This window comes from Ruegeria atlantica (genome assembly GCF_001458195.1).
GTDB lineage: Bacteria > Pseudomonadota > Alphaproteobacteria > Rhodobacterales > Rhodobacteraceae > Ruegeria > Ruegeria atlantica.
Genome location: NZ_CYPU01000049.1, coordinates 160,573 through 180,450, shown reverse-complemented (window position 1 = coordinate 180,450; position 19,878 = coordinate 160,573). Strand labels below are relative to the sequence as shown.

Annotated in this window: 16 protein-coding genes; 4 read left to right on the top strand and 12 right to left on the bottom strand. The window is 54.2% G+C overall.

Annotated features, from left to right (window positions below; translation table 11 throughout):
- Positions 1 to 446, top strand: a 446-nt coding sequence (locus RUA4292_RS15775; protein WP_145974978.1) for an adenylate/guanylate cyclase domain-containing protein, incomplete at its 5' end; no start/stop codon positions are given.
- 755 nt (positions 447 to 1,201) lie between these two features.
- Positions 1,202 to 2,557 (top strand): metal-dependent hydrolase family protein, encoded by a 1,356-nt coding sequence (locus RUA4292_RS15770; RefSeq protein ID WP_082637145.1) that lies wholly within the window; start codon positions 1,202 to 1,204, stop codon positions 2,555 to 2,557.
- 494 nt (positions 2,558 to 3,051) lie between these two features.
- Here RUA4292_RS15770 and RUA4292_RS15765 read toward each other — a convergent pair whose 3' ends face one another.
- Complete coding sequence (locus RUA4292_RS15765; RefSeq protein WP_058278467.1) at positions 3,052 to 4,344, bottom strand: tetratricopeptide repeat protein; 1,293 nt, start codon at positions 4,342 to 4,344, stop codon at positions 3,052 to 3,054.
- A gap of 379 nt (positions 4,345 to 4,723) precedes the next feature.
- On the opposite strand from RUA4292_RS15765, the gene RUA4292_RS15760 reads away from it, so the two are divergent.
- On the top strand, positions 4,724 to 6,262 hold the full coding sequence (locus RUA4292_RS15760; RefSeq protein ID WP_058278466.1) for a sulfatase-like hydrolase/transferase: 1,539 nt from the start codon (positions 4,724 to 4,726) through the stop codon (positions 6,260 to 6,262).
- 195 nt (positions 6,263 to 6,457) lie between these two features.
- Here the strand turns inward: RUA4292_RS15760 and RUA4292_RS24835 are convergent, their stop codons facing one another.
- From RUA4292_RS24835 to RUA4292_RS15710, 10 genes are all read right to left on the bottom strand, one after another.
- Positions 6,458 to 6,637 (bottom strand): hypothetical protein, encoded by a 180-nt coding sequence (locus RUA4292_RS24835; protein ID WP_058278465.1) that lies wholly within the window; start codon positions 6,635 to 6,637, stop codon positions 6,458 to 6,460.
- Positions 6,638 to 7,000: 363 nt separating this feature from the next.
- Positions 7,001 to 8,737 carry an adenylate/guanylate cyclase domain-containing protein gene (locus tag RUA4292_RS15750; RefSeq protein ID WP_058278464.1) on the bottom strand — a complete coding sequence of 579 codons (1,737 nt, stop codon included), beginning with the start codon at positions 8,735 to 8,737 and terminating at the stop codon, positions 7,001 to 7,003.
- A gap of 347 nt (positions 8,738 to 9,084) precedes the next feature.
- The gene (locus RUA4292_RS15745; RefSeq protein WP_058278463.1) at positions 9,085 to 10,347 is read right to left on the bottom strand and encodes a carbohydrate porin; all 1,263 of its coding nucleotides are present in this window, start codon (positions 10,345 to 10,347) and stop codon (positions 9,085 to 9,087) included.
- Positions 10,329 to 11,252: an HlyD family secretion protein gene (locus tag RUA4292_RS15740; RefSeq protein ID WP_058278462.1), complete on the bottom strand. Its 924-nt coding sequence runs from the start codon at positions 11,250 to 11,252 to the stop codon at positions 10,329 to 10,331. The genes RUA4292_RS15745 and RUA4292_RS15740 overlap by 19 nt, the downstream gene beginning before the upstream one ends.
- Positions 11,249 to 11,512, bottom strand: coding sequence for a DUF3302 domain-containing protein (locus RUA4292_RS15735; protein WP_058272161.1), 264 nt, complete (start codon positions 11,510 to 11,512; stop codon positions 11,249 to 11,251). Before RUA4292_RS15735 ends, RUA4292_RS15740 begins: the two co-directional genes overlap by 4 nt.
- 60 nt (positions 11,513 to 11,572) lie before the next feature.
- Positions 11,573 to 12,949 carry a metal-dependent hydrolase family protein gene (locus tag RUA4292_RS15730; protein WP_158507044.1) on the bottom strand — a complete coding sequence of 459 codons (1,377 nt, stop codon included), beginning with the start codon at positions 12,947 to 12,949 and terminating at the stop codon, positions 11,573 to 11,575.
- 43 nt (positions 12,950 to 12,992) lie between these two features.
- Entirely contained in the window at positions 12,993 to 13,388 is a 396-nt protein-coding gene (locus RUA4292_RS15725) for a GYD domain-containing protein (protein ID WP_058272163.1), read from the bottom strand.
- Between the two features lie 15 nt (positions 13,389 to 13,403).
- Entirely contained in the window at positions 13,404 to 14,576 is a 1,173-nt protein-coding gene (locus RUA4292_RS15720; RefSeq protein WP_058278461.1) for a cytochrome-c peroxidase, read from the bottom strand.
- Positions 14,566 to 15,051, bottom strand: a complete 486-nt coding sequence (locus RUA4292_RS15715) for a FixH family protein (protein WP_058272165.1) — start codon at positions 15,049 to 15,051, stop codon at positions 14,566 to 14,568. The genes RUA4292_RS15720 and RUA4292_RS15715 overlap by 11 nt, the downstream gene beginning before the upstream one ends.
- A gap of 52 nt (positions 15,052 to 15,103) precedes the next feature.
- Complete coding sequence (locus tag RUA4292_RS15710) at positions 15,104 to 16,345, bottom strand: dipeptidase (RefSeq protein WP_058278460.1); 1,242 nt, start codon at positions 16,343 to 16,345, stop codon at positions 15,104 to 15,106.
- 241 nt (positions 16,346 to 16,586) lie between these two features.
- On the opposite strand from RUA4292_RS15710, the gene RUA4292_RS15705 reads away from it, so the two are divergent.
- Entirely contained in the window at positions 16,587 to 17,576 is a 990-nt protein-coding gene (locus RUA4292_RS15705) for an AraC family transcriptional regulator (protein ID WP_058278459.1), read from the top strand.
- 1,673 nt (positions 17,577 to 19,249) lie between these two features.
- Here the strand turns inward: RUA4292_RS15705 and RUA4292_RS15690 are convergent.
- Positions 19,250 to 19,753: a hypothetical protein gene (locus RUA4292_RS15690; RefSeq protein ID WP_058278456.1), complete on the bottom strand. Its 504-nt coding sequence runs from the start codon at positions 19,751 to 19,753 to the stop codon at positions 19,250 to 19,252.
- Positions 19,754 to 19,878 lie beyond the last annotated feature (125 nt).

Genomic DNA, 19,878 nt, shown 5'->3' with positions numbered 1-19,878 from the left:
AACTGATCGGCGATGCGGTTATGGCGGTCTTTCCCTTCGAGGACGGAATCAGAACTGGGGACAACATGTGTCTGACCGCAGTCATGACAACTCGCGATGCCCTCGGCCGGCTGGCCGGAAAAAACCGGACCAGGGCTGAAGATGGAATGGGTGAAATCGAATTTGGTATCGGGCTTCATGCCGGCAAGGTCATGTATGGAAATGTCGGGACAGTCCGGAGGCTCGATTTAACAGTGACCGGTTCGGCTGCCAACGAAGTTGAGCGATTGGAAGGTCTGTGCAAGCATCTCGCTGTGCCCGTGATCGCGTCGGAACCGTTCAAGGCGATCTATGGCCAGGAATTGGCGCCACTTGGTCGCCAAGATGTCGCTGGCATCGACGGTGGGCTGTTGGCTTTCACACTGCCCGAATTTGGCAATACGCCATTAAGAGTGGTCAAAACATAGACCAAGCTGCGCATCCGTTATCCTAACACATCATCAATCTCGGTTATTTTATTTGTGGGTCAGCTTTTTGGCATCCGAGGGCCGTTGTCTTTTGTTTGATCCATGTGACCCCTATGGGTCGATGCTTGCGCATTTGAGTGAATTCGGATTTTTTCGTCTGCGACGTCGATTGAACGTCTCGAAATGGCTCTGATCAGAAGTTCGAAACCTCAGAGCGAATGTCCGCTTTTCAGAAAACAGATGGAGTTTGCAATGTCAGTTTTCTGCGCATTCCTGTCGTTGGGGCATCGTGCAGCATCGGTCAATTTGGGTTCGATACGGTCATTCGCTACAGACTGCCCAATTGGCTGCTGTGCGGACTTTGCTGCCTTTGACCTCAACTAGTTCAATGACTGCTCTCAACCCAAAGCAGCCATCGCCCTCTTTAGTGAAATTGGTGAAAGCGGACACTCACGCATCTGAGTTAAACGTCGGCTAGGCGGAGAAAGTCGACTTTGATGATCTCGTTCGATACCAAACCTCAAGAAGTTTAGATACGGTTTTTGACTTGAAGCAATTCACGAAAAAACGCGCATAAGCTTAATTCGCGTCATGCTTTACGCGCCAATCCAGAAATCTGAGTGACTCCGAAAGCTTTGTTGGTAGGATTAAACAACTACACTTGATTGCTAATGGCAGACCGGGAGTATCACATGAGAAACTACGGCTTTTTTGGGGGGGCATTCACCAGCTTAATAGTTGCACTTGCCCCCCACATGGGTATAGCGCAAGACGGTGAAGATCCACGTCAGGTTCTTTTCACCAATGTGAACATCTTCGATGGTGTCAGCGAGACACTGATCGAGAATGGATCAGTTTTGGTCGAAGGCAACCTTATCAAGTCCGTTTCAGCAGATGTCATGGACGTGCCGGACGCGTTCACAGTTGATGGCGAAGGCCGGACGCTGATGCCGGGCCTGATCGACATGCACTCTCACCTGTGTTTTCGAAATGGAATGCTCGAGTTCCGCGGTGACTATGACCAGATGGCTGCTGGCGCTTACACCGCGACAGCCATGCAAGATTACCTCGATCAGGGCTTCACAACTGCGCGAGATGCAGGCTGCAACATTCTTGGCGTGGCCAAAGCCGTGAACAATAACATCGTCCCGGGACCGCGTCTCTTCCCGTCCGGCGCGTTCCTGAGCCAGACCGGTGGACACGGCGACACTGGGAACTTTAATGATCGCATGGGCGATCAGGATAAGCTGGAAGCGGCCCAAGTCAGCTACATTGTAGATGGCGTAGACGAGGTGACAAAAGCGGCACGGCACAACCTGCGTGCTGGTGCCACTCAGATCAAGATCATGGCCGGTGGCGGCGTCGCCAGCGAGTTCGACCCGCTGCACATGACCCAGTTCAGCCTAGAAGAGATGGAGGCAATTGTCGGCGTGGCCGAAGACTACGGCACCTACGTTCTTGCCCATGCGTATCACGATAATTCGGTTAACAGAGCGATCGATGCAGGCGTCCGGGTGATTGAACACAATTTCCTCGTCTCTGAGGAGACAATTATTCGTATGAAAGAAGAAGGTGTCGCACTTTCGGTTCAATCCGTCATCGCCTTTGAGGGCTTTGATCCTGATTTGGTGGAGCAGATCACGTTCTTCAGCGCAGATCAGAAAGCGAAAGCCGTGAAGGTCAATTCTGGCGCGAAACAAATGCTGGATTGGGCTGTAAAACACGACCTGCTTATAGTCACAGGTGGCGACATGTTTGGTCCCGACCTCTTCCGTCAGGCTGATAACATTATTTCGTTCAACGATCGGGTGCTGGATAATCCGCACTATGCGTTGAAAACAGCAACGTCAAATGCTGCGGAAGTTTTAGGCTTCAGCGGTGAGATGAACCCCTACAAAGAAGGTACGCTAGGCACCATTGCCGCAGGCGGTTATGCCGACATCATCCTTGTCGATGGCAATCCTCTTGAGGATCTCAATACAATCACGCGAGACAATGTAGACTTTGTCATGAAAGACGGGCTTGTTTATAAAAACTGGCTGCCGGATGACCGCGCTCCCGCTTTCCAACCAGCAGGCCCGGCACGCGACGCATACTTCGGACTAAACTGAACCGATAAAGAGGAGGCAGAAAATGCCCCGCCGGTTCCAAGAATGGAAAATCGGAGATCAGACCCTAGCAATCTAAGGTCCGTTCGCCTGCGGAGTGGGATGATGCTTTTTTGACAATCAGGCCGTTTTATTTCGATTATTAGCTGTCATTCACCGAAAGCCCGCTTTTGAAAAGGCGTTCAAACTTTGCAAAGCCTGCTTCCTGCGCCTTGCTGCCGTTCGTTGACCGCGCAGCATTCGGCACTTTGGGCTCGGAGTAGTCATTCGCCGCGCGTTGCATCAATGACTACTCTGCGGGACGGAGCTGCCGTTTGCCATTGTTTGAAAAACGTCTGGAGACGGCAAAAAAGCTGCCATTGGCAAGTATCGGACAATGCCCGCTCCGATGGCTAGGTCTTTCCATCAGCGAGTTGCCAATATCCCATTCACGCCAGGATTGGATGCCAGTTGTTCGATACGCGATCGGACTTCGATGCCCACCCAACGCATATAGACTAATCCGATCCGGCCTCGATTGCGGGATAGGCCAAGCCAGCCTTCTGCAACCCGTCTATGATCAACTCTCTTTGTTCAGGTAACTGAAACAGGCGGTCTATGAAATCCGCTGGAGCGAAGCCGCTCTCGTCCTTTCGGATCAACTCTGCGATTGCCTGGGCGCGGCCGTCATTTCCGGCAAGAGCGTAGGACGCAGCAAGATACATCAGCATGTGCGGTCCACTTGGGCCACCCATGGAACGGTTGGTGTCGATGATTTCTGCCGCTTCTTGATACTTGCCGTTTAGAAAGTAGGCGATGCCAAGAATATTGCGGTACGGAGTTCGAACGGTTTCGTTCAACCCCAGCGCTCTTTTGACGCTTTCTATGCTTCGAACCCCTTGACCTGACAATGCCGACATCAGGCCAAGATACCCGTGATGGTCCGCCTCGGTCGGGTTCAATTCCACTGCCCTTTGAACCGCATCAACCGCGGCAGACACATCCCGATTCAGGTGCAGAGCCTGCGCAAGGGCATGCTGACTCCACGAGAACTCAGGATCGGTGGCAACCGCCCTTCGCGCAAGTTCCAGGGCCCGTTTACTGTGATACTCCGGCTCATCGCTGTGGCCGAACATAACGTAGTTCCAGAGCTGAATGGATTCGGCTGCGTAGCCGCCACCAAAACTCGGGTCGATGCTCTGGATTTCTCTGGATAACGTTAGCGCTGCCTCGATCCTGGACTTGACGACCGGTGGATTGCCGATGCGCCTTGCCTCAAAGAATAGGCTGTAGGCTTCTGCGCTTTCGGTGAATTCAGGTGCCAGCGGCGCGGGGCCAGTTTCTGTCGTATCTTCGTCCCAGAGGAAAGCAATCACGATGGCGAGACACGCCACGCATGCCAATGACCCAATACCAACCCACCGCCAGACTTGTCCCTTGTCTGCGTTCACAACAGAAACTTCGGTGAAATTCATCCCATAGTGGCCCTTAGGGATGTCGAGTACGACCGGGTTGTTTGCGCCCTCTGACGCGTAGTAGGCATGCAATCTGCGCCGCAAGCGCCCGACTTCGACACGAACCGTTGAACTCTCTCGGAGTGATGTCGGGTCAATCCCGAACAGGTTTTCGGCGATGACCTTTCCTGCAAGGTCTGCCTCCCTGTCTTCGACCGTGGCATCGAAGATGTAAGTGAGCAACTCCTGCTGCCTGTCAGCGTTCTGGAATGCCTCGCTGCGGAGAATCCGATCCAGTTCCTCTCGCGCGCAACGTGAGAAGGCCTGTAGATTCGAGCTGCTTTCCTTAACTGGCATATTGTTTGAATTCAGCTTGTTACGGAGGCATGCAACGGTGTGTAACACAGGGATACTTCCCGGACGACCTGAAAATGCGGCCCACTGCAAGGGTAAACGCATGAAACAGGACCACCCCAACCAACATGGCAGGGAAGCTTGGTGACATAGAGTTCGCAGCGGTTCGGTTTCCAGGCCACGCCCGTGCGATTTGGAGCCTAAGCGAAAGCGAGGACTTTCGGGAGCTGTGTGAACACCTCGCGCTCATGTGCCGACTCGAACAAGACGCGGGAGGGGAGACTGACACGCGTTTTAGTGAGCTGCGGAAGACCCTTGAAAATGAACTTTTGGATTGGGTCCATCGCAATCCCTCAACACTTTGACAAAGGACAGAGACTCCATGAAACCAAAAATCGATAGTATCCGCCTTGGCTGCACTGTCGCTGCTCTCGCCCTGAGTATTGCTGGCAGTACCGCCGCCCAACAATTTGATGCTCCGTTCTATGAGTTGGAGAAGGAGAACGGCGCGACCTGGGTCGAGGAAGACAAGGCAATCGATACCAAGCTCGCTGAATTGGAAGCCAGGTTCGGCAAGAAGCCCAACATCATCTATATCCTGACCGACGACATCGGCTACGGCGAACTCGGCGTTCAGGGTGGCGGCGCAGCACGTGGCATGCCGACCCCGAACCTCGACCAACTTGCCTATGAAGGCGCATTGCTGAACGGTTTCTATGCTGAGCCGTCTTGCACCCCGACTCGGGTGGCGCTGATGACCGGTCGGCATCCGGTGCGCACGGGATTGACCGATGTAATCTTCCCCGGCAATCCGGTTGGTCTTGCACCCGAAGAAGTGACCGTTGCGGAGCTTCTATCCGACGCCGGATATGCGACAGCCATGTACGGCAAATGGCACCTTGGCGACGGCGAAGAAACCCTTCCGCACCACCAGGGCTTCGATGAAGCCTTCTTTGGCCTATACAATGCGGCCCCTTGGGCGTGGAACACCCCCACGGAACGCGTCATGTGGAACAATTACACCGACGCTCCGGATTTCTTTTTCCGTGCCCCCCTGCGCGGCAAACTCGAAGGCAAGAAGGGAGAGGACTCGGTTGAAGTCGGCCCGCTCAACGCGGAATCCTACACCAAGTTCGAAGAAGAGACCTTCGAACGTGTCATGGGATTCGTCGAACAGAATGCCGAGGGCGACAAGCCATTCTTCATTTACTACGCCTCTCACCTCATGAGTCAGTTCACCTCTCACCCGGATTGGGAAGGAAAATCGCCGATGGGGACCCACAACGGCGATCAGATGATGGAGCATGACGCCTATATCGGCCGATTGACCGACAAGCTGGAAGAGTTGGGCATCGCCGAGAACACGCTCGTAGTCTGGATGAGCGACAACGGCCCAATGTACGACCTGTTCCCGGAATCGTCCTACACAGCGTTGCGTGGCGGTAAGGGCGACGTGCTAGAAGGCGGCGTGCGCGTTCCTGCAGTGGCTTGGTGGCCGGGCGTCATCGAAGAACTGCAGACCAAGGCCGAAATGATCCACGTTACGGACATGTACACGACGGCGGCCCGCGTGGCGGGTGTTATGGATGCGATCCCCTCCGACCGGATTGTCGACGGCATCGATCAGAGCAGCTTCCTACTGAACGCAACTCCGAGCCGGCGTGAGTACATGTTCCACTATTCAGGAGCGAGCCTCGGTGCGGTTCGTGTCGGCCAGTTCAAACGTCACATCGGTTCTGGTCACGGTGGACTTCCGGGAAAGGCGTTTTTCGACATCTTCAAGGACCCACGTGAAGAACACGGCGTAATGGTCAGCATGCTCTGGGCCTGGGTTCCCTTCGACGACATCCAGCGCATGCACGAAGCGATGATCGAGACTTTCCCCCATCGGGAGCCGTACTACAGCGAGATGGACGAATAGCGCAGAAGGGAATGTGATTCTTAAATCGGCTTCGGCGAAAACAACTTGAAACGAGGACAAGGGACAGCCCGTGAAAATGGGCTGCCGCTTGTGTTCGGACCCTACAAGTGTTGCCCGTTGTCGCGCCAAAGGAATTTACCCACGCTCTCCGCAAACCTCACGGTGAAGCCTAAAATCGAATTCCGAGTGTTTCTTTCAGATGACCGCGTTGCCGGTGAAGCAGCCGTCGATGCGTCTTGCAGTATTGGTCAAAATGGGCTCTCCTCCGCCGTTCTCTGCGGCACGCACCAACGGCTGAACGAGCCCTGAGCCGTCGTTGCCTGACCAACTGGGTGTTGCGGGTGCATTCGGCAGGTCGCAGCCCAAAGCAGACATTCATTGCAGGGCTTTGCAAATTCCAAGAGCGGACTAACCGGACTTGTGCGGGCGCGGCTATTGCTTACGCAGCATTCGTTTGCTTTTGCAGCACCAGCATCGCTGCGTTGCGGCCCATGTCGTCAAAGCGGTCATTGAAAGCCAGTCTGAAGGATAAGATTCAAACCGCCCTTTCGCCGCAACCGCGACGATCATCGAGTAGCAGACTTTGCAGCCATCGGATGACAAAGTAATCGGATGCCTTTTCTAAAATCGACATGAGCCTCAAAAACCGCTAGATGCCGACAAAGTTCGGGTTATGCAACTAACAGATGAGCGGGAAGAAACGAAATATCTCGAACTGGCGGCGTTGATCCCAATGGCTCATCCCGGCAGACCCGACTCCCGCAAGGCTCTAACGATACGCTCGCGATCCTCACCACGCTTAAACGAATTTATTAACTGTGTGCGGTCGATACGAAAGTCTGGGTTTTCGCCAAGCAACGACTGTGCCTCTGTCTTTGCTTCCTCCACCTTATCTGATCCTACCAAGTTGAGTATCCGGTAAAGTCTTGTGATCGTCTGCCCGCCCTCGCTGCTTGCCAGGATCTTGAGTGCGTCGTCACTGCGATCGTGTAGGAAATAAGCAAGCGATAAGTAATTTTTGAAGACATCAGGGGCATACTGATTTGTTGCAAATGCACGTTCAAGATGGACCAAGGCCTGTTCCGGCTCACCATTCCACAATCGCGCAAGGCCAAGTGCGATCATCATGTCGCTATGATATGGGTTTAATTCGTAGGCCCGCTCGGCATGGGCCACGCCTTTTGCGTAATCACTTTCGAAATAGCGCAGGCGGCTCATAAGCCGGTGAATGTGAGCAGAACGCGGATAGCGGTGCATTAGATCGATCATTTCGTTGAGGGTGAACTCGAGTGCATCTGCTCGCGTTGACGGCCAGCCACCGGCCAGTTCTATGGCATATGTCCAGCAAAGGCAGAGCTTGGGCCAAAGCCCCTTGGGATCTGATTGCAATACGTTCTCGAAGTGGCCTCTGGCGACTTCGTTGTCTTTGGGATTGACCCGGTGAAGGAGCTGAAGACCGCGCACAACCTGCTCATGAGGCGAGAGCTCGGAATCCGGTTTCTCGGCAATCGCCTTCGCCTGCTCCTCACCGACCGCATCGCTCATTGTGGATGCGACCAACGCGGTGATGTCATCCTGAAGCTCAAAGACATCATCAAGGCTGCGGTCGAGTGTGTCGGACCAAACCCGTTGACCATTGGAGACTTTCACAAGCTGCACACTTATGCGTGCCTTTTGAACCGCAACCTGTACCATGCCTTCTAGCGCGAATTCGGCTCCAAGCCGTCGACCGACTTCTAGAGCTCCGGAGTTTGCGATGGCCTGCTTAGCACTACTGGGATCTATGAGTTCGAACTCCTCAAAATGGGCAAGCGCCGAGCCCAGGGTTTCAGTCAGCCCTGAGGCCAGGCTTTCTGCGTCAATGCTGGCACCCTGGTGTCGAAACGGTGAAAGGAGAACGGTGGGAGGCTTCCAGGTCGAATTTGAATCGTTGCGTCGTGCTGCCATTTGCAGTTCATCGGGGAAAGCGCGCACACCGGATGTCAGGCGATACACACGCACTGGTTCAGCTATATTTTTTAGGTGCTTGGCACCAAGATCCTCAAACTGTGCCTCAACTTTTCCTTTCGATTGACGCCATGCATCCTCGGAAAGACAAATTCCACCCGGTTCCGCAAGTGACTCCAGGCGGGCAGCGACGTTGATCCCTTCACCAAACAAGTCATTATCTTCGACAATTACGTCACCCAAGTTGATGCCTATGCGAAACACCAGCGGGCCTTCCATTTGGTCCTGCCATTCAATCGCGCATTGCACGGCTGAAACAACGCTCGGAAATTCAACGAGATATCCATCTCCCATCTTCTTGACGATGCTTCCGAGGTAATTGGCGACGGTGGGTTGGATCAGCTTTCTCTCGCAATCCTTCAGATGAGCAAGCGTACCTGCTTCGTCTTCGCCCATCATTTTCGAATAGCCAATGACGTCAGCGGCCAGAATGGCCGCAAGTCGCCGCTTCGGTTTGCTGTATTCCATGAACCTCAGATTAGCCCAGGGTTAATTTCAAAGCTATGTCTCAGACGACAAGCGGACGCCACAATCTCAGGAGCGATGAAGCGAGCCTGCTAAGCAATCAAATATCGCATCGGGTTGAACGCATGCTTTGGGTCCACTATAGCCGTTTTCTTCCACTCGCGTCAGCAAAAGGTCGCAGCCCCGAAGCGGACCTTCAAAACTAGTCTTTGCAGTTTCCGAGACGCGGGACAAAACGGCCGTTCTCATAAGGCACGGGAACGACTGGTAGCAGACCCTTTCGGACGCTCCCGCCCATAGCGTCGAACGGCTTTCTGATTTTCGCTGCGCTCGCCGACTAGGTCCGCTTTTCAAAGGTTGAACCTCAACCTCAAACCAAACACCAACGGGTTTTCGGTATTGAGCCCAGGGTTTTTGAGGTATTGAACGTCAGCCGTCAGCGCCAGGTTGTCGGAGACGTCCAGGCGGTAGAAGGCTTCGAATGTGGTTTGATTCTCCAACCCGGCAGTCACTGGTTCTGCCCATGTTACAGCGACGCCGATCAGATCATCATAGAACCCCGGTCGCCAGATCAACCCGCCGGTCGCCCCCTTTTTGGCAATAGGGTCATTGCCGTCGGACCATCCAAGCCGCCCAAACACCATCAGATCGTTTTCAAACGTGTAGTTGCCCGACAGGACGAGCCCTGAACTGGACGGCAGGCCTTTGTCCTCTCGGGCGTCGATGTGATATGCGCCGAGGTGGATATTGGTTAGGTAGCGTTGGTTCCGGGCCGGCGTCCAGCCGATCTCGGCGTATTTGTAGAACTCGGCGCCTCCCGGAAACCAGTCAACATCCGTCAAGGAACCGTTCGCATCCGAGACGATCCCAAGCACATAGATTTGATCCGTCAAGTGAACACCACCACCAATCCCGAAGCCGGGGTCCGGGATCGTCAGCACCGGATTGTAGTTGATGGCGAAGTTCTGGAAGCCGGTGCGAGGGTTCACATAGCCCAGGATGTCGGTGTAATCACCGGGATCAATCCGGCCCGCAACTATGCCGCCTCGCCCACCCATGATCGCCTGAGACCAGTAAGCTACGGACAAGCTGTAGCCGGTGTCTCCGAAAGTCAGGCCGGTGAGCCCGACATAGCCGATTTCTCCTGCCAGACCGGTAGGTGTCTGGTCCAGACCCAGCTTGTGACGGTTCTCCAGGATGAAGACAAAGCTGCCGGGATTGCTCCCGCCGCGATCTGCGAGCGTCCATGTCCCCAGAATCCTAGCCTGTCCCGATGCGCCTTCATCGACACCGGAAACGGTGGTGTCGGATCTCTGGAAAAGCGCCTGATAGTCAAACGACAGGGCAAGGTCGGTGTCCTTCCGCAGCCTCTCTTTCCAGGATTCGACGGGATCGATAGTTCGATCAAATCCGGGCCATCGTGAGGTTTGTAACCTGCGCAACCGGTCCTGTTCTTGCTGCGCTTCTGCGTTGGCGGGGCCGCCAATTGAGGTTGTCGCAGCGGCTTCAAGCCGATCACGAGGACCGAATTCCTGAGCAACCACAGATGAAGCAAGACTTGCCATCGAGGCAGCCGATAAGATGCGACGCCACATCAGAAAAAGTTCATCCATGTGGTCATGCGCAGGGTCAGCTGATTGATGAACTGGAACTTTGTCCCTTGGTCCGTCAGCACCAGCCCCTGGCCGGATGATCCTGGCGGCAGGGCTTCCCCTTGGGTGTCCAGTTCCAGCACCACAACATAGGTCGTATCGGTGATCGTGGGTACTTCGGGGGTGGCCCCATCCAGATCATATTCGGCATCCGGTGAGGAAAGGAACAATCCCGACACGGTTCCCTGGAACGTCTGCCCGGGGAAGGCTTTGAACACCGCTTCGGCCTTCTGCCCCGTCTTCACGTTGCGGATCTGGTTTTGGCTGAGAACCAGGTTGATAACGGGGTTGTTCACATCGAGGAACGCCAGCACCGGCACATTGGGACTGACCCGGTTGCCCGATAGAAGAGTCATGGCGGGAACCATGCCGTCAAAGGGGGCTCGCACGGTTGTGTTGGAAAGATCGACTTCGGCGAGGGTCACGGCAGCTTCGGCCACAGCTACATTGGCACGCAAGGCTTCGACCTCTGCTACCGCGACCGTGTCGCGCGATAGCAGTTCCTCTTTTCGCGCCAATTGGTCCTGCGCCAGCGCCAGTTGTGCCTGAGCTTGCTGCAAGGCAGCGGTGTAAGGCGTCTTGTCGATCTCGAACAGAACCTCACCTTCGGAGATCGGCGTGCGCGACTTGGCGACAACCTCGGTCACCGGCCCCGCAACCGCTGGCTTGATTCCGACAGAGCCCACCGTGACCATGGAGCCGCCCATGGGGGCATTCCAATTGAGCGGGAGAAAGATGCTCATGAAAGCGATCATCCAAACAGCAACTGGCGAGACTTTCATCCAGCCGTACCATTTCGGGAAGACGCCGACCTTGACCAACACCCAAAGCAGCCCGACGTAGCCTCCAACCAGCACCATGATCATGCGGCACCGCCTTTTGCGACATCCGCCGCAGCTACTTCAGCATCAGTGGAGCCTGCATAGGCCCAGATCAACACCAAGGGAAACAGGACACCTCCGGCTATCAGGGTGACCCATCCACCGATGGAAACCGCTGATCGATAGGGATGCCGGCGCTTTGCAGCCACCCGACCGGGCCACCCCCCGAGAAAGACTAGGACCCCTATACCGAGGCCCGCCATGAACAGAATCATGCCGATAGCTATGTAGTCGAGTGCGGTCATGAGAACTCCCTTACTTCAAAGTTCGCCACCAGACGGCGTGAGACACCTGCTTTTTTGGTATCAGTTCAGCGTATTTTTGTAGATCACGCCGTCTTTCATGATCACGACAAGGTTCTTGCCCGGGTCAGTCAATAGTGCGAGGTCTTCCAAAACGTTACCGTCGACCAAAAGTAGATCAGCATATGCACCTTCGGCGACGACACCTTTTGCACCTTCCTGATAGGGATCATTTGGCCCCATAAGGTCGATGACTTCTGCTGCCGTTGACGTTGCCGCGCGTAGCGCGCCAGCCGCACCAAGATATTTCTCCAATTGCAGCAATTCGAGGGCCGCAGTCTTGTCGAACGCGAGTGTTTGGTTCCATTGAGACAGAAGGTCGGTGCCAAACACGATCTTCACCCCATGCTTGATCGCCGCCTCCATGGCCACAGGGTATTCATCGTAGATCGATTTCCACTTTGCAAAGGATGCTGGCGACAAGAATGCGGCTGCGTTCTCTTCGGTAAGCCCGAGAACCGCTTCCAGATTTGGTTGCATATAGACACCCTTTTCCCCCATCAGCTTAGCGGTGTCTTCGGTGATCAGTGGCGCGTGAAGGATATGGGGAACACCGGCTTCAACTGCCATACGAACGGATTCATCGGTGTATGCGTGCACAGTAACAAAGGTCTTCATGTTTCGCGCCACTTCCACAGCTGCCGCAATTTCCTCGGGTGAGCCTTGCAAACCATGCAGTGGATCAAACCGGCTGGAAACACCGCCGCCGACCATCATCTTTAAATGGGTCGCACCTTTGCGAAAATTCTCTCTGCCACAGCGCCGGATTTCGGTTACGCCGTCGGCAATGCAAGCCGTGTAGTATTCATACCAACTTCTAATACCTCCGGAATTGTTGGGGTTGTACTCCATCCGCGTGCGAAAATCCCCATGTCCGTTAGTTTGCGTAATGAAGGCCTCGGCGGAATAGATGCGCGGCCCAAAAAAACCAGCGTCTCCGTCGATCAGGTCCTTTAGATAAATCGCCGGCCCGCCGACGTCCATGACAGTGGTAAACCCATTCATGAGCATGCCTTCAGCCCGCTTCATCGCAATTGCGCCATGTGCAAGAGGGCTAAGCTCGTGACGCGCCGTTGATAATTCCCGCACAATAGACAAATGCGTATGCATATCCATCAGGCCGGGCATCAATGTGCGTCCCTCTCCGTTGATGACAGTCGCCCCGCCTGCGCTAATTGCAGCGGTCGAGACGGTCTTGATCAGGTTTCCCTCAACCAACACGTTTGCGTTTTCGAGCAACCCGTCATTGACACCATCGAACACATTGACATTCGTAAACAATGTCTGCGCAGGAGCCTCATCGGCTACTGCCGTTGTCCCCGAAACACCGACCACGGCGAACGCAATGAACAACATCCTGATGAATGCAATTGTACTCATTTTCTCATTCGTCCTCTCTGTTTTCTCTGCCCAGGATGCAAGGTCACTCGCTGGGGCCCCCATAGGCACCCGAAATCTTTTGGGCCGCCTTAGCCACGTCAACCATTTCTGCTGTGGTCACAATTGGTGTTGCTGTGGCCGTGTCGACTGTGCCAGCCCCGAACATGATAATTTGAATTGGGCTGATATCGACTGACTTGGGGCACTGGATGACAACGTAACTCTTGTAGTTGAACATACCAAAGTAATAGTCGATCAGCTCGCATCCTGCGGCGTTCATGAGCGCCTCAGCATTGGCGCCACGATCCTGAGGATTTGCAAGAACTGCACCCCAAGTCGAAGGCTCTGCGATACCTTCCAGCATATAGCGGGTCGTTTCTTCGGCATGTGCCGTGGTCGCAAGTATTGAGAATGCAGTCACCAGAGCCGTAATTTTCATCGAGTTTCCCCTGAGCTAGTTGTGAACATCGTTGGAGTTTGACGACAAGGTTCCCAAGAAAGCCTCAAGATCGTTCAGATCCCGATCCGTCAGGTCACCGTGGGAAACCTCGTCCGCGAGCGTCGACCCAGACACGGCACGGTAGTTGTTCAGGACCTGTGCCAGCGAGGTAAAAGTGCCGTTGTGCATATACGGAGGACGATCCGACGCGCCACGCAAAGTAGGTGTCTTGAATGTACCGACGTACTTGCGCGTATCCCGGTCCAGAAACCGGATATGATCACCGTCTGCTTCCGGGTCCGCGTCGCTCCATTTACCAAAGAACCCGAACTCCGTGGCCTCAAGCTCTAGAAATGCAGTGCCGCGCCCCGGATCCAGTTCTCCGGCATCCGGGGTTCCTGAGTGGTGAAACTCTCCGTTCGTGAACATGGGGCCATTGTGGCAATTGATACATTTGGCCTTTCCGACAAACAGCCTCAGACCACGCGTTTCCGCTTCTGTCAGGATACCGGTTTCTTTGCTGTCACTCTGCAATGCGTGGGCATACAAATCAAACCGGGTCTTTTCTGGCAGCAATGTGCGAACATGTGCTGCCAGCGCCTTTCCTGTGTTTGCAAAGACTTGGTCCACCGGCTGGTTTGTGGCGTCGTCTTCAAAAACCTGCTGATAGGGCTGAGAGTAATGCGCCAGCACAAGCTGCTGCACCTGATGCCGGTCAATCCCGTGCTCAACGGGGTTTTCCAGCGGGCCAAGCGTTTGCGACCAGAGCGAATCCGCCCGACCGTCCCAAAAGAACCATTTCTGATAGGCCATTCCGACAATTGGCATGGTCCGGCGACTGGCGAGGCCAATACCAAGACCTTTGGGAAGATCATCGGTGAACCCATAGTCCTGCCGGTGGCAAGTCGCACAGCTTACCTCGCCGTTGGCACTGAACCGGCTGTCGTGGAAAATCGCACGACCCAAAGCCGCTGCCTCCGGGTCATCGGCGTATTTGTTCGAGGGTGAGGACGGTGGAGGTAGCAATTGGGATAAAGAAAGGGATTGGATCAGAGCCAGTTCTCGAGCGCTCCAATCAAAGAGATCAGCGTCAGCACCTTTGCTCGGGTTGGAAAGAACAACGCAAAAGCTGAAAGCGGTCAGCAATAGGCCGATTGCTTTTGACGAGCCGAGTGGTTCAGCTTTCATCCGCTTTCCTCCCCTCCGGGGCGCGTTGGCTTTCACCGACAATCAGGTTGAAACGCAAAAGATGGCGGCTGCCTGCTCCTGAGATGTCAAGAGTGACCTCCCAATACCCCGGCATGTGGAAATTCATTCCACGAACAAGATACAAACCCGGTGTATCAGACTCCTGAATTAGCGGTGTGGTGGTCATGCCGTGCAGATGCTCGGGCATGTCCGCTGTCAGATCTATGTCCGCGCCGACAACCGGCAGGCCGTTCTTGTCCTGCAAGGACAATCGCCAAGTGTGCACGCTATTCAGAGGAAGTTCTGGAAAATCGGTCTCATAAGACGCTTGGAGCGTTCCATATCGCGTGGCCACAGTCGTTGAAGCGTCCAGATCCGCTGGGCGTTCCCGGCGCACCTTGCCAATCGCATCCATTGCGCCTGCCGTATCCGGCAGGGCGAAGATTGAGAGCAATACCAAGAGCAACCAATGCATGATGTTGTGCCAGCCAGAGGCGTATGATGCTTCCGGCTTCCTTTCCGCTGGTCTAGCCGATGGTGTCTTTGATCACCCGTAGGAAGTTTCCACCCATGATCTTGGCGATGTCCTCATCCGAATAGCCACGCTGGATCAGACCGCGGGTCATGTTCGGATAGGCCGAGTTATTTTCCCAGCCCACATGCCCGTCGGACCAAGGCCAAACCTCGAACTCTCCGATGTTTGCAACAACTTCCTCGTCCCATTCCGGAGCAGACAAAATTTGTTCGAATGTCGCGGGGATAATGAAATCAGAGCCAAATCCCACACCATCAATACCTGCAATGTTAACCGCGTGATCGACGTTATCGAGCATATCCTCGACTGTGCATTTATCGCTTCCGGCAATGGCTGTTGGCGTGCTGATAACCCCCATCACGCCGCCTTTGTCAGCAACTGCCCTGATGGCCTCATCCGTTGTCGCCCGTGTCTGATTGACCTTTGACAACATCCCGGCATGGGAAATGACGATGGGCTTGGTCGAGACTTCCGCTGCACGCATCTGAGTTTCGGGCGAGCTGTGGCCAGTATCGACCAACAATCCGACTTCGTTCATCCGCTCAACCACCATGTGACCCAAGCGGCTGAGACCAAAGCGATTTTCCGGTGCTTCTGCACTGCCGGCACCTACGGCGTTGGTGGCATTATAGGTTATCTGGATAATCCGCAGCCCTTTACGATGCATCTCGTCCAGGCGATTTACAGCGTCATCCAGAAACTTGGTGTTCTGCGTTCCCGGCATAAAACCGACCTTTCCGGTCTTCTTTGCCTCCAGAATGTCAGCATGGTTCAATGTCATCATCGCGTCATCCCGGAACAGGTGCATCATGCGATAAAGCGCATCCAGATCCCTGTTCAGCGCTTCCCAACTCCACCATTCCTGCGGTTTGAACACAGTGTCCGGGGTCCAACGCAACATGTCCGAGATCCCAATCGAGAAATTGCCCGATGTTCCACTGCCGCGTTTCATGTTGGCGATGAACTCAGGGTAAAACGTACATTCGGACAGACCGTCAAAGATGATCAGGGACTCGTGCAGTTCCTTGGCGTGATCTTCCTGTTCCGGTGTCAGGCCAAAATCATAGACCGTTGCCGGGGCGCTGATGTATTTGAAATTCTTGTTGCCGCTGAACCCACCATATTCATCCAGTTCACGGGCTAAGACCGGGGTGCCGAGAAGCGGAAGGGCAGCGGCAGATTGCGCCGCCATGGCCATCATTTCGCGGCGGGAAAACTTGTTCTTGTTTGACATGGTGTGTCCTCTTCAATGACGACGCCCGGATTGCGTGGGCGATCCGTAGCTGCGGCTGGCGATAAAATTCTCTAATCCGCGAAGCCTTTGCGCGTGTTGGAGAAAATAAGGCGAAGGCAGCTTATCTATGTTCGAAGCTAGTTTGGAAAAATGTGGCTGTCTTATCCCCTGAATACAAAAACATCATATTGCTGTCCTTGAATGAATGACAACACCAAGCTGATTGATCTAGATTAGGAGGATGCCCGATAGCTCACCCCCACTGGTTCGCACTGCGCTCCTGATGCCGCTCATACATCACTTCGAAGAGCATGGAGGGGATGTCGACCTCTTGTTGGCCGACATGCAGATTTCCAATGCCATCAGAACGGATTTTGATCGGCTCATTCCAGTAAAAGCCATCTACGAGACCATTGATGAGATCGCCACTCGGCTTGGTGATCCGTTTTTAGGGGCCACAGTCGGGCGCGACATGGCACGAAATGCGATGGGTCCGGTGACAAAGCATCTGACCCGCGAGCAAACGGTGGGTAACCTGCTGGATCGTTTTCTGATTTCTGTCGGATCCTATGGAAATTCCACCAACTACAGGCTGGAGAATGATGGGCAAAACGCTACTCTGAAAATGACTCGAAAAGCCCAACCCGACGCCAATCCGGCCCACCCGGATGCCCTTACGCTGGCACTTCTTGTAGAGCAAATTCGGCCACGTGTAGGCCAAAGCTGGGATCCAAAGAATGTGCTTGCCGTGGTCGTAGACGAAACTGTCGTGCCCGATTGGTTGCTCCCCCGTTCTTCTTTGATAACCGGCTCAAAGATGGGTCTGACATTGCGTTTTCCCTCGCTATGGATGGTTCTGAACCAGGCGTATTCGCCCGGCGACACTCCTTTGGGTGAGACGAACAAGGAGTATGGCACCCTAGCGGAAGCGGTTCGGAGCTTCTGCAAAGAACATATGAGTGACCCCAAGCTCGACATCACAAAAACCGCCCGCGCTTGCCGCCTTCATCCCAAGGCGCTGAGCCGAAAGCTGTCCAACGAAGACACATCCTTCAAAGCAATTCTGGATGACCAACGGCGGCAATTCGCAATCGCAGCAATCGGCCAAGGTAAGATGACGGTGACAGAAATTGCCCTTCGCACCGGCTTTACTCAAGCATCTAATTTTACACGGGCTTACCGACGCTGGACGGGTGAAGCGCCCTCGGACGCCCGGTCGAAACAAAGATGAATTGAATCCGGTTTCACGCTCTGGGCGTAGTCGAAGCTGGGAGGATAGGCGTCTTCCGCAATTTGATGTGACTTCATCCGGAGTAGGCCACCCACTCGATTTGAATTCGCCGTGTCTAGTCGATCCTGCCCGTTCGCGTCCTTTGAAATTTGGCCGGGCTTGATCCAGACCAGCACTTGGCCTTTTGCTCACCTTGCTCGCCTGCGAATTCTCATCAAAAGCAATGAAAGTATATAGCGAGCTGGTCACGGCCTGTACGCATTGGTTGGTTTAGGACAAAGCAGACATTGCGACGGGAGCAACCGAAGCTCAACGTAGGTCCATTCACTCGACTTCGCAAAGTCGGGTTGCCATTCGGTAGCGAGGCAGGTCTCTTTTATGTACCTAGAGGATCAGGAGGACGGGCATTCCGGGAATGGATTTCCCAGCTGAACTGTGATCGCCTTCCCAGCTGCCACCAAAGTCACTTGCATTCTTCGAGTTCGGAAAGCATTCCCTCCCACCGGCTCTGGGCTTCAATCCTTCGTTCAAGGATCGTGGATTTGTCGTAGATCCCAGAAAGACCGGGGCGCTTGTGCGCGATCAGAGGTTCGGCGTTTCCCAACCTGTTTCGTTCGACCTCAACGTTTAACAGATGCCGCATGGCTTCCGCAGGAATCGTGTTGGAGTACAGATTGCACATAATTTGGACGGTAAGGGGCAATATCTGTTTGGACAAGCCTACTATGTTCTGTATTTGTTCTCATCGACTGATTGGCCTAACCGAATCCCATTTGACCTTCACGCGGACTTGGAATCCCACTCCGAGGGCGAATGGGAAACTGTCCTTCGCGCTTGGGCCAAGCGTCATGGCATTAAACTTAAGATTCAGTGGTATCTGCCTTTGCAACAAACGATTGAGGATCTGCACTCACGTAGATATGTCGCCAAACCTCAGGATCATTGGGCAGCCATAAAGGAATGGTCGGAGCGACATGACGTTCCTGCGCCAGACAAGCTACCTAAGGGCCAGAACAAGATTAGAGGTTGGCAGAGGGGGTACAGGCCAACCCCTATTCTTGTCTCGGAGGGGGGGGGGTAAAGTAATTCTTAATTTAGAATACGTATTCGCGATTTCGTTACCATTATGAAAATCCCGTTAAAATGCAAGTTTTTTTGGAAACCGACTATTTCCTATTCGAAAACGAAGGGGCTCAAGAAGAAATGTGGACACATTTTTTCTAAAATGCGCTACGTTTAATGTGGGTGGCGCGTCTTGTTACTAGTATATTCTAGTTTTTACTGGATTTGAGGGGGTTACTTAGTGCGGCGTGTCGCCTCACGAATTCCAAGTCAACTACAAAGAACCACGCATTACGGTAATTAAGTGTCAGGGCAGCACGTTGTCAGACAGGTGGCAGTGGCTGGCCGCGTAGAGGGGTGGACGTATCAAGCCCCGGTGGTGCGGTTCGAATTGCGCGTGACGTATTGAGTTTACTTTGGACCATTCAGCTCAACGCCTTGTTCGCGGAGTATGAATACAACCATCCTGAAACGGGGGGACTTGACGTTTGTAAGCCCCACTTGCCGGGATAAACTTGAATTTGTCGATCCACTCTCCCACTGAGAGACCGACAGTGCGTTGAATTATTTTTTGTCGAAATTACCCAGCGCGTGTGGGATCTCTGGTCGCGTCAAATACGCCGTTCCGACGCTGACAATGCGCCCGCAAGCGAGCTCTTGATCTCTGACGGGATGCCCCGACCTTGCTGATTCAGCTTTGCGGCGATCCAGCCCGCAGAATGTCCACGGCATCCGATCTTGTTCAAGCGCGCCGCGGCCGGTGTTGTCACTTCACCCTGAACCAGGGCCATGGATGCCTCAACCTCTGTTTCCGGCAGGACCATTCTAACGGCGCTGAACACGTCCATCGAGACCTGTAAAGTCTGACGCTCTAGCCGATGGGCGGCGTTGGTCAGCAATCGCGTGCAATAAGCCGACAAGAAATACCAACGGAACACCTGAAAAACCTGACCGTTGGGCGCCGCCATATCCGGCGCGCGACCCGCAACAGCGGTCAGTTCGGAAAAAGCAGCTTCGGCCAATTTGGCCGCATCGCAAATCTGACGCTCGCGACTGGCACGAGAAACCGCGCCGTTGGCGAAGCGGGAGCCAGATTTACCGATTTCCAAGTGCATTGATATCCTCCACCGTCAATTTGTGATGAAGATGTAAAATCTGACAGCATCGCCGGCATGGGAATTGCGGTCAGAATTTCCCGATTTGTCGTCTTTTTTGGCCAACTTCAGAGTCTGTCTATACA

Excerpts from the sequence above, each read along its gene's own strand:
- RUA4292_RS15730 (WP_158507044.1), bottom strand. The coding sequence starts at position 12,949 with ATGAGTACAATTGCATTCATCAGGATGTTGTTCATTGCGTTCGCCGTG.
- RUA4292_RS15690 (WP_058278456.1), bottom strand. The coding sequence starts at position 19,753 with ATGCACTTGGAAATCGGTAAATCTGGCTCCCGCTTCGCCAACGGCGCG.
- RUA4292_RS15735 (WP_058272161.1), bottom strand. The coding sequence starts at position 11,512 with ATGACCGCACTCGACTACATAGCTATCGGCATGATTCTGTTCATGGCG.
- RUA4292_RS15720 (WP_058278461.1), bottom strand. The coding sequence starts at position 14,576 with ATGAAAGCTGAACCACTCGGCTCGTCAAAAGCAATCGGCCTATTGCTG.
- RUA4292_RS15710 (WP_058278460.1), bottom strand. The coding sequence starts at position 16,345 with ATGTCAAACAAGAACAAGTTTTCCCGCCGCGAAATGATGGCCATGGCG.
- RUA4292_RS15705 (WP_058278459.1), top strand. The coding sequence starts at position 16,587 with ATGCCCGATAGCTCACCCCCACTGGTTCGCACTGCGCTCCTGATGCCG.
- RUA4292_RS15725 (WP_058272163.1), bottom strand. The coding sequence starts at position 13,388 with ATGAAAATTACGGCTCTGGTGACTGCATTCTCAATACTTGCGACCACG.
- RUA4292_RS24835 (WP_058278465.1), bottom strand. The coding sequence starts at position 6,637 with ATGTCTGCTTTGGGCTGCGACCTGCCGAATGCACCCGCAACACCCAGT.
- RUA4292_RS15750 (WP_058278464.1), bottom strand. The coding sequence starts at position 8,737 with ATGGAATACAGCAAACCGAAGCGGCGACTTGCGGCCATTCTGGCCGCT.
- RUA4292_RS15745 (WP_058278463.1), bottom strand. The coding sequence starts at position 10,347 with ATGGATGAACTTTTTCTGATGTGGCGTCGCATCTTATCGGCTGCCTCG.
- RUA4292_RS15715 (WP_058272165.1), bottom strand. The coding sequence starts at position 15,051 with ATGCATTGGTTGCTCTTGGTATTGCTCTCAATCTTCGCCCTGCCGGAT.
- RUA4292_RS15765 (WP_058278467.1), bottom strand. The coding sequence starts at position 4,344 with ATGCCAGTTAAGGAAAGCAGCTCGAATCTACAGGCCTTCTCACGTTGC.
- RUA4292_RS15770 (WP_082637145.1), top strand. The coding sequence starts at position 1,202 with ATGGGTATAGCGCAAGACGGTGAAGATCCACGTCAGGTTCTTTTCACC.
- RUA4292_RS15760 (WP_058278466.1), top strand. The coding sequence starts at position 4,724 with ATGAAACCAAAAATCGATAGTATCCGCCTTGGCTGCACTGTCGCTGCT.
- RUA4292_RS15740 (WP_058278462.1), bottom strand. The coding sequence starts at position 11,252 with ATGATCATGGTGCTGGTTGGAGGCTACGTCGGGCTGCTTTGGGTGTTG.